The organism is Hanamia caeni (genome assembly GCF_003721595.1).
GTDB classification, from domain to species: Bacteria; Bacteroidota; Bacteroidia; order Chitinophagales; family Chitinophagaceae; genus Ginsengibacter; species Ginsengibacter caeni.
The window spans coordinates 172,774-185,870 of record NZ_RJJR01000001.1 but is presented as its reverse complement, the minus strand read 5'-3'; the positions used below and the strand labels follow the sequence as shown (position 1 = coordinate 185,870).

The 13,097-nt window shown below is 35.5% G+C and carries 8 protein-coding genes and 1 pseudogene; 2 read left to right on the top strand and 7 right to left on the bottom strand.

The features are described from left to right. Positions 1-2: 2 nt before the first annotated feature. Complete coding sequence (locus EFY79_RS00840) at positions 3-3,200, bottom strand: helicase-related protein (protein WP_123118773.1); 3,198 nt, start codon at positions 3,198-3,200, stop codon at positions 3-5. Between the two features lie 497 nt (positions 3,201-3,697). On the opposite strand from EFY79_RS00840, the gene EFY79_RS21325 reads away from it, so the two are divergent. Next, positions 3,698-3,862: a hypothetical protein gene (locus EFY79_RS21325; RefSeq protein ID WP_158605113.1), complete on the top strand. Its 165-nt coding sequence runs from the start codon at positions 3,698-3,700 to the stop codon at positions 3,860-3,862. 500 nt (positions 3,863-4,362) lie between these two features. Then, positions 4,363-4,776, top strand: coding sequence for a hypothetical protein (locus tag EFY79_RS00835; protein ID WP_148041817.1), 414 nt, complete (start codon positions 4,363-4,365; stop codon positions 4,774-4,776). 251 nt (positions 4,777-5,027) lie between these two features. Here the strand turns inward: EFY79_RS00835 and EFY79_RS00830 are convergent. From EFY79_RS00830 to EFY79_RS00805, 6 genes and pseudogenes are all read right to left on the bottom strand, one after another. Next, positions 5,028-5,420: pseudogene (locus EFY79_RS00830) on the bottom strand (transposase); the annotation flags it as partial. 73 nt (positions 5,421-5,493) lie between these two features. Beyond that, positions 5,494-7,452, bottom strand: coding sequence for a bifunctional metallophosphatase/5'-nucleotidase (locus EFY79_RS00825; protein WP_123118770.1), 1,959 nt, complete (start codon positions 7,450-7,452; stop codon positions 5,494-5,496). A gap of 89 nt (positions 7,453-7,541) precedes the next feature. Beyond that, on the bottom strand, positions 7,542-8,483 hold the full coding sequence (locus EFY79_RS00820) for a peptidoglycan-binding protein (RefSeq protein WP_123118769.1): 942 nt from the start codon (positions 8,481-8,483) through the stop codon (positions 7,542-7,544). 41 nt (positions 8,484-8,524) lie between these two features. After that, positions 8,525-10,486 (bottom strand): hypothetical protein, encoded by a 1,962-nt coding sequence (locus EFY79_RS00815; protein ID WP_148041816.1) that lies wholly within the window; start codon positions 10,484-10,486, stop codon positions 8,525-8,527. A 10-nt stretch (positions 10,487-10,496) separates the two neighbouring features. Beyond that, on the bottom strand, positions 10,497-11,612 hold the full coding sequence (locus tag EFY79_RS00810; protein WP_123118767.1) for a S8 family peptidase: 1,116 nt from the start codon (positions 11,610-11,612) through the stop codon (positions 10,497-10,499). Then, a complete protein-coding gene (locus EFY79_RS00805) occupies positions 11,612-12,817 on the bottom strand; it encodes a hypothetical protein (RefSeq protein ID WP_123118766.1) in 1,206 nt (401 codons plus the stop codon). Before EFY79_RS00805 ends, EFY79_RS00810 begins: the two co-directional genes overlap by 1 nt. Between the last annotated feature and the right edge of the window lie 280 nt (positions 12,818-13,097).

Here is a 13,097-nt window from a genome sequence, read left to right as displayed (position 1 = left end):
ATTTACAGTTTGATAAAACATTCTGAAAGAATAACTTCCCTGGGGCTATATTTTGCCTCATCATTTATTGTTTTTATGCCTCTAAAATAATCGTCGGGGATATTTTTTTTCAATACTCCAAAAATTTTCAAAGGTTGCACTTCATCCTTTAATTCGGTAAAAATTCGTTTGGTAAGGTTTTTTGCAAGAGAACCTTCTTCCAATAATTTGATGACATCCTTGATAAATTGTTCAGCATCTTCTGTGAAGCCTTTATACATCCGTACTTCTTTACTTTTCAGGATTTTTAAAACGCGAATGGCATTGTCTTTACCGCCGCCACGAGCATCCTCTACCTGTATCTCAACATCCTGTAAATCTGCTTCCATTTGCTTTTTATTTTGTGCAAGCAAATCATAAAAAGTACTCAAAATTGGATACTTTTTTGTTTCAGGAATTGCTTCAAATAATTTCGCAGTAGTAATGAAATCAATTTCGTTTGCCTCATTTTTAGTTCCAATATAAAATTTTTCTAAACGCCCTTTTCTGAAATAGGTTACCAGGGCATTCTCCTCTATATTGATTGCAGGAAGTGCCTTTCTTGCAGTTCTACTCTTTTTTGGAAGATGTTTTATGGTTTCAAACAAATTGAGATCATTGTTTCTTATATCTGTTATAACCTGAAGGTATTTTAATTCACTGTCCTGGGTTTCATCTTCGCCGGTAATAAATTCTTTAGAAGTTAATTTATTAAACAATTCAAAAGACTTTATTTCTTCACCATCAGTAAGTAGCCTTGCATCGTTGCCCAACATTTCAATAAAATAATTGATTTTGGCAATGGCTGCTTCCTGTAATTTAATGAGGTCATTGCTTTGCTTAGTGGGAAAGAAATTAAACGTATGTATTTTAAGATGTGGGGTATCTACCCTATTGATACGCCCCACCCTTTGAATCATTCTTGTCGGGTTCCAGGGTATATCATAATTGATCACTACATTGGAACGATGCAAGTTGATACCTTCTGAAAGAACTTCTGTAGCAATCAAAATACGGTATTCATCCGATTTATTTCTTGCCTTATTATCGAAGTTTGAAATAACTGTTTTTAATTCATTCTGATGTGAGCTACCATGATAGAAGAGTACTTTTTCATTGAGTCTTTTCTCTAAACCCGATTTTAAATAGTCTCCGGTTTCCTTTGATTCGGTAAACAAAATAATTTTGCTTTGCTTTAGTACTTTGTGATCTTCGATGCTCTCAACAAATTTATCCAGTTTGGGATCTTTCTTTACCTTTTCCCACATCTCATCAATTTGGCAAAGTGTTTTTAAGTCACTTTCAAGGTGCTTTTTAAACTCAGGTCTAAAATCTGAAGCTTTTAATTGCTCGGCTTTTTCATCGTCAATTAATCGTTGTATTCCTTCAAAATCATCATCCAATAAACATTCCAACACCTTGCTGAAATGCTTTTTACTAAAATACACAAAGCCTTTTTTATAGGCTTTCAAAAAGCCTTCATAAGATTCAATAAAGCGTTGCAGGGTTTTTCTAAAAGCATAAAAGCTGCTGTCTAAACGTTTCACCAAAAGTGTTTTCATAAACACCATTAAGTTTTTCTGTCGTACCTCCTCATTTGCATCAAGCCTTTCTTTAAGGTAAAGCAATGGGCCATAACGTGCATAGGAAAAGCTTTTTTTATCGGTAATGAGCCGGATGGTTTCCATAAAAATTTTATCCAATTTATCATCCAATTCATAAAACAGCGGTTCAGGTTTCACTACATTTGGAAACTTAAACCCTTGAATAGCCAGGTCATCTTTAAAATATTTCTGTATTTCATTTCTTGTCCTACGTACCATTAAATGTTTCAAAACCTTTTCCCGGATTTGATGTGCATTGTCCTTTACGATGGCCATATACTCCTCATAATCACCCTGACGATCCAAATTCCGAAGCCGTCTTTCAAGGCCGTTAAAGAAAACATCTAAATTCTTTACCCCCGGAATAGTACTGTTTTTTCCTTTTTGAAACAGCTTTACTTGTGAGAGAATATCTGAAGGTTTATTGTTTAATGGTGTTGCAGTAACTAATATTACTTTTTTCCCCTTACAGATTTGGGATAGCAATTCATAGCCCATGTTTGATTCGCTTCGGAACTTATGGGCTTCATCAATAAAAATATTATCATAGCGATCGGTTCCCTCTCCAATAATTTTGGCAAGTTTTCCCACTGATTCAAAGTGTGAGGAAACTTTAAACTCATGAAAAACATTTGTCCAACTATTAGGATTGCTTCTATCAATTAAAGCAGGTGATGCAATTACCAAATTCCTGCCGGGGAGCTGATTGGCTAACATTGCAGCAATATAAGTTTTTCCTAAACCTACAACATCGGAAAGAAAAACCCCGCCATATTCGTCTAATATTTTTTTTGCATTATAGACGGCTTGCTCCTGATATTTAAGGCGCATAAAGTCTTTGGGGAAATTTTTATAAAAGAGATCTTCATCAATATTCAAATCTTCCCTGAAATATTCATAGAGTAATTTTAAGTAAAGCTGATAGGGTGTAATTGTCTCATTAAGCCAGGTTTTTTTCTGAATAGTATCTACATAATATTCAGAAATATCTACAGCTTCTATCCAAAGTTTTTCAAACTGTTCTAATGCAAAGTAAACATCAGAACGATTCTTAAGTTGAACATTAAACTCCCTCTGGCTTACCAATCCTGAATCAGAAAAATTACTTGAGCCGGTAATCACATTTCCAAAATCCCTATCTCCTTCTTTATAACGGCTGATATACACTTTAGCGTGAAGATTTCTGCTTGGATGCGCTTTAATTTCTATTTTTCCCAATTCAATAAATTCGCAAAACTTTCTGATACCTTCTTCGGTATCCTTACTGTCAGCAGCCGTTTCCACTTCTTCCAGAAGTTCTTTTTCGAAGATTTTAGTAATTCTATCGTGAGATTCAAAATCAAATTCTTTTTGACGTGTGGTCTCAATAACCTGATAGGTTCTTTTATCCACTGATAACCCGACTAGGATTCTTATCTTATCAATGTGTTCAAAAGATTTATAAAGATGGAAAAATCCGCTACTCCTGAAATAGCCTACTAAAATATCAAAGTAGCGTACGTCTTTGAGAGTGCATTTAAATCTATCTAAAAGGGTAGAACCGGGTTCGTTGGTGAAAAATGTAAGGTCGGTGTGCATTAGTTTTATATCAAAATTTCTTTTAACGCTTTATCAATAGCTTCCCAATTTGTAGATTTCAGTTATTACTTTTCTACACTATAATCTTTTAGAGATTGATCAGTGTGTGCTGTTTGTCCGAAAAATCCGAAAGAGGTCTTTCCACTCATAAGTCATTATTCTAGCCATTTTCAAATGTAAACTATATTGCTTATTTTCCTAAGGTTTGCTAAATTACAAAAAAGTAAAATCCGGCAGAGGGTAGTAAGATTGATTTGAACTGAATGAACAGGATCTGAAATGGGACAAAAACTACCTGATCCAGTTTATTGAAGAGTAGATATGAGGTTGCACAAAAAACTCTACAAGTCTGATTGGACCGCCCTACCATTTAAATTTCCGAATTCCTTAAGGTAGGTTTCCCTCTTCTATCAGCAACAAAAAATGTTTGGTATGGATGCCGGACAGGGAGAGAAAGGGGTGCGAAAATTGTTTGAGACAAATTTTAATCAAATACGATGATAGAAGATTATTTAAAAAGACTGAATCCCAGGTCGCCTGATTTGGTTTACAACGCGCAATATCACATATGGCTAAAAGGGGAATATCTCGGCATAGCAATATGGACACAGGATGGTGAAGGACGTGGCCTAATGCCAACAAAAACAGGGCTTTTCCCTTAATTTTTAGTGCCTTTCCATGACCCGAATTATACTTTTCCTCCCCTGAACAAAAACGGTAATTAATAACTTCGATTTGGTTTTAGCGATAGCAACAAAGGAAATGTAAATGTGTTCTATTGCTGCTTTGCTGGCAACATTTTTTAAGATCTCACAGAAAGAATTTATTAGGACACATGGGCATCAAAACTGAATAATATTTGAATGAAAAAAGATTTTAAAAAATATTCCAAATTTTTCGAAGCACTAATCAAGAATAATTCTGACCCGGACCGGATGGATTGACGCAAATCAACAATACAAAAAACGAAGAATTCGGTTAATTAAAATGAGAGAGTTACAAAAATAGTAGTTGCGTCTAATTACATAAATACAAACTTTATGTGTATCCTATTAACTGTCGTCAATGCAACGGGCCTGACAATAGAATTTTTTTTGCAGCAAGTTTGTTTTGATGACAAGGATCCGGATTGATAATTATCTCATTTAATAAATCTTATAAAATGACAGAAGAAGAAAAGACTAAAGCAATGATTGAAGAAGAGCACAAGATTATGGCTGGATATATGGACACCGCAAAAACATTTACCCAATTAAGTATTGGTGCACTAATACTTTCTATCACTTTTTTAGAAAAAATACTCGGCATCACAGGTAAGATTTCAGTTCCTTATCTGCTTTTGTTTGCTTGGTTGTTCTGGCTACTAGCGGCATTAGCTGGTGCATTTTATCAATACCGTGCCATAAAGTGGCTTGAAGGGATGGTAATCAACTATAATATAATACAAAAACGACACCATGCTATTGACCCATTAAAGATTTATCCTTATCAAGTATATGGTTTTCTTCTTGTGTGTTTTTTTCTCGGAACTATTTTTTTCGCAATATTTGGTGCAATGAAAATTTTGTCCTCTTAAGAACTACAGATCTCAGTAAAACTACGGCACATAATAACTAAGGTTTTGCTTTGCCCGAAGAGCAAGAAATGAAACCTTAATTGAACGAAACCGGGCAATAAGAATTTAGAATCGATTTGTTGCAGAGTATTTGCAGAGTGTTTGATGCAGCAAGCTTTTCGATTTTTTTAAAGAGCTCCCCAAAGCTGTTTTTTAAACGTGTTTTTTGGTTTTTTTATTCCGGGTATTACAAAAGTTCCCTTACCCGTCACTCACACAACAGGCACCATTTGTTTTTCCAATAAACCCGCCTGCCGGACGGGCAGGTATTTTTTCGGCGGCCCACGCTTTCCAAATACATCGATGGTTACCAGCGTTCCGGTTTTGCAACACGGGCATTTTTTGAGCAGGGTTTTTACTTTGAGCTGCGGCGGTTTTATTTTCAGTTGTGTTTGCAGTGTTTGTAATTTGCCTCGCTTCCATGTGGCGCTGAGCATGCCGTAATGCCTTATTCTTACAAAGCGATGTGGTAAAATGTGTTGCGCAAACCTTCGGGTAAATTCTGCATGGGTGAGTGTCATTGTTTTTTTATGGGCGCTATCACGGTAATCCTAATACGAAAATGAAACTTCCGATTCCGGTACTCGCACAATTCGATGATTGGTGTTGATTTTTGGTTTATTGCAACTTCAGTTTCATCAGCTTGCAAGAAAATTCACTTTTTAATGGATGGTACTATCATTCCCTGTATTTATTAAGTTCCTTTTTACCACAATACGCTTTCATATAATTAATCACCGCTTTTCTTACATCAAATAAGTTACTATCTGCTGGCAAAGGAAATATGACTGTGCCTATTATGCCCGGCGTGCCTTCTTTTAAGTAGTTAAGCTTACTTTGCTTACCGCTAATCAGGTAATCTCCGATAGCAATCTTGTTAGTCACAGAATCAGCGATAGGTTTATCATTCTTAAAAGAATATTGCAGAAAGGCGCCTTCATTTTTAAGGTGTGCAGCAGAATCATTCAATTTTTTAAGAAACCAACCTTTCATTTTTACAATGCATATTTTTCCTTCGTAGGGCAAAGCACGAAGCACCGCATATTGTGTTATCGGAGACGTGATAAAATCATCCACCCGTATTGCCCCTGAATTTAAAATAGACACATCACAACCTTTGGATTCACCAGCCCATAGCATCGCATCCGTTATGAGTTTGCTTAAATTGGTTGACCCGTTTCTTACTGAAGCATCTTTACCATCAAGAGTTGAAGTAAAATTTTTGCAAACTTCTAAATCCGGTGAAAACCCTGCTTTTTTAAAATATTCTTTGGCAACATCCATCCACCTGCTACAAATTATTTTAGTTAAATAATCCTGCTTTATAGTTGTATCAACCGGTATGAGTTCCTGTACAATTGATGTGATTGTTGTATTGTTTCTTCTGTTTAGCAAAAGCTTTAAATGAAATACGCTCCTGGCATTTGAATGCGCTTTTGAAATAATTACGTGTCCAACGTTTTCGAATTGCATATCATGTTCATGGCCGCCTATTATTGCGGTAAGCTGGGGAATAGCAACCGCAAGCATTGAATCTTCTTTTACATCCTGGTGCGTAATTGCTATTACCGCATCACAATCAGGGGCAAGAACTTTATACATTTTTCTTGCAGCATACAGGGTAGAATCATAGCTAACATATTCAGGATCACCGCCCTTGTTATCAGGTATGGTTACTCCAAAAAAGCCAATAGTAAAAGAAGTACCAACATCATTAAAAAAAGTTTTTTTCCATGATGTTGGAATATCAACCTTATTTTTTTGAAACGGAATGTTGCCGGAAGCGCTTTTATGATATACATTAGAAGATACCCATTGAAAACTGCTTTCGTTAATACGCTGTTGCAATACATTATAACTTACATCAAATTCGTGGTTGCCAAATACCGCAAGATCAACACCTGCTACATTCATCGCCGCAATCATTTGTTTGCCCGCAACTTTTTCATTCAAAGGACTTCTTACAGAATTAAAAACAGAAGGGCTTAAGAAATCACCTGCCATTAAAAGGAATGTATTTTCGTTTTGATGTTGAAATTGTTTTTTTAATGTGGCAATTCTTGCCATACCGCCCACCATGTCATTGTCAAGAGGAGCAATTTCATATACATCATTTATCTGTAAAAGATCAACAGTGATTTTGACATCATTTTTTGAGACTTGTGTTACCGTTTTCTTGCAGAGTCGATTATTATTAGACGGAATCAGCCATAATAAAATAGCAAGCAGGAAAGAAAAAACACCTATGTAAAAAAAAGCGTTGTTATTATAAACAGTTGTACGGTTTTTTGCGAGACGATTGCCAAGACGTTGGTTTTTTGCAAGCAATGAAATGTTCGGTGAAAAATCACTTAAGTCGTCATTGGACAGGGTTTGATATTGCCAATGCAATGCAATTGATATACAAAATGCAAAGAGAGAAATAAAAATAAAGAAATATTGATAGGCCGATAAAAAGTCTGAATTAGAAAATTTAAATATTATTATAATCATAAAAATAAATGCAGCACCAAAAGAAGCCGCGGTCAAAAAACTTTTTGATAGAGCTTTATATCTTTTTGTTAAGGTATTGTACGATTCTTTCTGCTCCATTTCTAATCTGATTTGAGCATCGATTTTTTCTTGATCATCCGGCATAAAAAAATTATTGAGTTCTCAAAAATGAATGCATCAAAGAGTAAGGATCTTCCTAAAATTCAAAATGTCTTAACATCATAAATTGGCTACTAAACATCAGTAATTCCCAAAGCTGCAAACGTAGCTGGCCCTACGATGCCATCTGCTTCTAGATTCCTTTTTGCCTGAAAGGTTTTAACGGCTTTCACCGTTTCGTTACCAAATACACCATCTTCATCAACAGCCGGGTTTGCTCCAACTGTATTCAGTGCATGCTGAATGCTAACCACAGCGCTGCCGCTATCTCCTTTTTTGATAAAAGCCCCACTGGTAAATTTTTTTTCCGGAACAGGCGGCAACGAAGCTTCTTCCTGTATTACTCCCAATACTTCAGGTGTTACGATACCTGTAACAGACAAGGAATGTTTTTGTTGAAACTCTTTAACTACATTCTCTGTTTCGGAACCAAACATTCCATCTACCGTTACTTTAAAATCAAGATCATGCAACATTTTTTGAAGAGAGGTCACATCACTTCCTCTGTCACCTTTTCCTAAATTATTGTTATTGTTGGCCGGTAAGCCTTCGACAAGAGCTATGGGCGTAGCAAAGGCTTTTACCAAAGTTTTTTTTCTTATCCGTAACATAACCTGTCCACCATCGCTGTCATTACCTTGTGCTGTATTTCCTTCCCAGGCCTGGAGCGTTGTTTTAGCTGCATCCAGCCATTTCACAAATATGCCTGTATGGTCACACAGACCGTCGCCAGTCCAGTCATACAGCACAATATCTCCGGGCTGAGGCTCCCTGACTATCCTGTTATTTCTTTTCCAGAAATGAAATCCTGACTGACAGGATTGATAGCCTTTTGATGTATCAATTGCTTCCAGAGGATTACCGGCATGGTCATAAACCCAACTTACAAATATGCAACACCATTTTACGCCGTCCAGCCCATACCATTGCCCATATTTTGTTTTGTTAGAATTGGCTGGAGATTCTTTGGTGCCGTTTTCTGCGGCTGCGGTATCGAGAATTGATTGACGTGACATAAAATGTGTTATTTATGATAATTTATTAACTAAATGCGGAACTACTCTGGTTTCTTTTCAAACGGCCTATTTGAAATTGTAAATATTGGAATATCAATTAATATGGATAGATTGAAAACACCTTTTGGTAGTACAGTTATGAAAGAACTGTTGTCAGAGTAAAATAATTTTGGTGTTCTTCTCCAGCCACAACCAATTGCCAATGGGGAACCTCCAAGTTCAATCAATAGCTGTGTAGATGGAGAAAAGATACTTTCCAATCGTACTTCCTGCTTTAATGTTTCTGTTGTTCCATTTTCGAGTCGATAAGCTGCTACAGCTCCTACATCCAAAAGGGAAACAAATCCTGTGAAGCTTAAGCCATGCTTTTTTATTGAACCTGTAGTGACATTTATACCTACGGGTGCGTAAACACCCCGTGCATACAGATCCTTAAAAGCCTTATTAAAATCCCACGCATAGCCAATATACCCGTTAATAGAGATATTGACGACAGACTTTTGTTTTATAGAATAACTGCCAGCTGGTAGAGCGGCTGCTTCTAATGCATTTTGAACATCTTCACCAGATTCAGCTTTTATCACTGAAGCCATGAAATTTCCATATTTTAATATTTTTTCAATGACTTCTGACTTCGGACCAAGATTTTTAAGATTATTGGACAGGTTACTATTCTTTATTATTTTATTAAATATTTCATCAAGAATGGTGTAAGCATTCATGACGGCGTTATTATAATTTTTTGTGTAAATGTTTTTATATAGTTCGTTAGAATTTCGAGCTGTAACGATGTAATGGTCATCTATTATTCCTTCTTTAATTGTATTAGCCACTTTAAATCCATATTCAATAATATTAATTGCTTTACTTATGTAAGTGTAATAATCATCGTTACTGAGTCTCGCGCTAATTTCCTTATCCCTAAAATCTTTTATCGTTCTGTTTACGTCATTTGCCAGAATGGAAAAATTTTCAATTAAACCTGAAATAACATAAATAGTTTTAACATTGTCGGCCATGAAAGCATCCATTCTTAATGAACCAGATGATGTTGTAAATTGAATATTTGCATGATGGACATTTTGATAAATTAATCCAATAAAAATTCGCAGTGTTATTTGATCTTTAATCAGATTGTTTAAATCACTTAGTTTAATCCATCTTAGAGAATTGTCTGCATTAGGGTTTTCCCTAACAGCCTGAGAAAAAATATCCAGTAGCTTAAGTGAATTCCCAAGATTAGAATTAATCCCTTGCCACTCAGGCAAATCTGCTAACTCATGTATAAGGCTATCTGGCAAAATGCCCTTTTCTGACTGCGATAATTCACTTACAATTTTTGAACATCGAACTGCCGCACGTATCTCAGGTAAATCTTTAAAAAGTTCTTTATACTTTGGTAAATCAATTAATTGATTTAAACTGACGGTCAGATTGGAAAGATCTTTATAAAAGGCTTCTCTTAAACTCTGTATTAGTTCAGCATAGCGATATGCCGATATATTTTCTAAAAACTCAGTGGTAACTGGAAAAAGGGTTTTGCATTCTGGATACTTAGGATTTTCAAGAAATTCCTTCATCCTATTGAAGAACGCCACGTTCAATTCTTCTTTTCCTCTTTTGATTAAAAACTGAGCAATGCCATCGGCGATATTTGTGACATTTAGGGAGCCGATGGAAGAAGTCGAAAAATTTCCTATTAAATCCTTTTTGATTACGTTTGCTTCTTCACTTGGCCAATCGGTTGGAATTAAATCCTTAATAAAGGGATTTGGGCTAGGACTTTCTCTATAATATTGCCTAATTTTTTCACCTGCTAAAGCTCCATATGCATATTTAGAAAGAATTGAATCTACAGAAGCTTCATCGCTTCTATTAAATATAGTTCCATGTTCGTTAGTGATCACAAACTCTCTCAATTTTTTAGCATCATAGAAAGCATTTTGGCAAAAACAACAAATGCTCATTAGCATAGTTAAAGTCCCAATAAATATTTTTTTCATAAAAATAGATTTAACAAACATTAAATTGAAATTGTGTTCTATTATCATAATTAAATTGTGATACTGGCGTACTCATTTCTTTTAGAGCATTTAATAAAATATCCTTACTTAAAACCTCTAGACTTTCTCCTTTTTTTATTTTAGAAGATATTATAAGCGCTATTATACCTGATATAAATGCGGTACACATACTACTACCATTTATTTCTATATAAAAATCATTTTGTGCATTACTACATGACATGTAAGGAATATTAGGACAAAGGATATCTATTCTTGATTTAATGGAATCATAATCGCTTAGATTTTCTTTTTTGACTGAGCCTACTTTTATGCAGGCTGGATGTCTTGCTGGGTATTGAATTTCATTTGGGCGCTGAAAAATATCAAAGGGTAATAATTCTTTATCATCTCCGGCTGCAGCAACGATAATTTTATTATTCTTTTGAAAATCGTCTAAAATGCTCAATATGTTTTGTGTGGGGTTATCATTGAAACCAAGACTTGCATTATAAACGTGAGGTTTGAAGGTTGTATTAAGCCAGTTCAGTCCCTCAAAAATCTGCTCGCCTCCCGGTTTAGACATGCCATTGCCGATTACTTTTGCAAATGCAATTTTTGCATTAGGAGCAACACCAACTACTCCATTACTAAATTTACTTTTCGCGGCAATTATGCCCGAAATATGTGTCCCATGTCCTTTTTTACTATCATCAATTCCTTGTAAGTTGGGATCGGTAAAATCATTTATCCCAATGATATTTTCCGCCAAATCAAAGTGACTTTTTTCAATACCTAAATCTATTATTCCAATTTTTGTGTCAGCACCGTATCCGGTTTTATAAATGGGATTTAAATTTGCTATAGATACGCTCCAATTTACTAATCTATTAAGTTTAGTATTCAGGGGGTTTTTAAATCTCTCATCCTTCGTTATCCCATTTGCAATAGTAAATCCGCCATTTGTGAGTCTATGCCAAACATTACTCCCTTTGTATTCTTCTCCAATTAAAGTTTCTGTTATTTCAATCTCGTCACCAGGATTAAAAAAACTTGGATTATTATCAATTCGAATTTCAGGCGCATCAGTCCTTAGATTCAAAAATGTTTTTACGATAGCTTTCATTACCCTTCTCTGTTTAAAGGTGAAACCTCACCACTTGCAGTAGTATCCGTTGAATCCATATCTTGTTTTACCGAGGTACGCAACTTCATTAATTTATTCAGCAAGTCAAACCAGAAGGGTGCGCCAAGAGAAATAGCGATGGCAGTAATTAAAAATCCAAAAAAGTGATGGGATACCAGGCGGAAAAAGTAGTTCCATTTCTCACATGAACTAAAGCTAATTTTATTTCCGGCTTCAATTTTTTTATCTTGTTCAGATAGCGATGACTCATCGATAAAAGGGATATAGGTTTTCTGATTCTTTGAATTTAGTGAAACCACTACCGTATCCGGCAGCCATCCACCAGTGCCCAGAATTGTATTGGCTTTTGTAATATCTTCTTCCAGTTGCTTCTTTACCTGAAAAAGAGAATCACGCTGTGCTTCGGTTAAAGATAAAATTGGAGCATTTGATGTGTCAGGATGTGCTGCTACATAAGCAGTCGCCATTGACACCAAATTATTACGGGCATCTTTATCAGTTGAGAGTTTCCCAATAATGGTGAAAGTATCAGCATTAAAAAACCAGGCAAGCATAAACCCTAAAACCAATAACACAACCTGTATTTTACGCTTATACCATTCTGTACATTGCTCCATTGTTCTGTCAAACCACGCTTCCAGTTGAAGTTTAAATTTTACAAGGTCTCCATACGAATCATTGTACAAGCTTAATACAAACTGAGCAGTCTGCTCATCTAGTGTAGGAAGTAGAGCATCTGTTACGCCCTCGATATTATTTGGACGCGGATTTCCTTGCGGGTCAACAGAATGTTCAATTTCTTTTCTTATTTTATCTTTATTTAAAGGACCTGACCCGTTTAATTCGTATAACAATGTTCTCGAAAACGTTACTGCTTTGAATGCGGAAGGATTTTTAAAAATGCCTGTGCTGCCTAAATATTTAATTTCCGGGTTTGAATAAAATTTATCTATTCTCGGATTTTTAGGATTTTTCATCAATTTGAGTGAGTCCCAAAGCCTGGCTAAAAACCCGTGGTCATCTTCACTGTCGTTCAGCATCCTGTCAACAGCTTCTTTCAAATTGCGCGCTCTTAACCCAATATAAGTAGCAATAATTTCTGAAAGAACTGTCGCCAGAAGACTATACAGCAGGTAAATAAAAACAAGACCAATTACAACATTTAAGGCTACATTATCGAACATAGAAAGTTTTTAGGGGTTAGTTTCTTCTTCGCTTCCGGTTATAAAATACTAGGTCGCCTAATTATTATGACATGATATTATTAATGATAATAATTGCTGTAGCTAAATTACCTGCTATCTATCGCGGTTATTAATGCTTTCCCTTTTACCCGATCAGGTTTTTCCTCCAAAATTTCAGGAAAAAACCTGCTGCCAAATATTTTATCATTAGTGAATAACTACCAGCGCTTTATTCATGAATTACAAAATCAGTAGTTGTAATACTTCTTAAGCTTTCAGA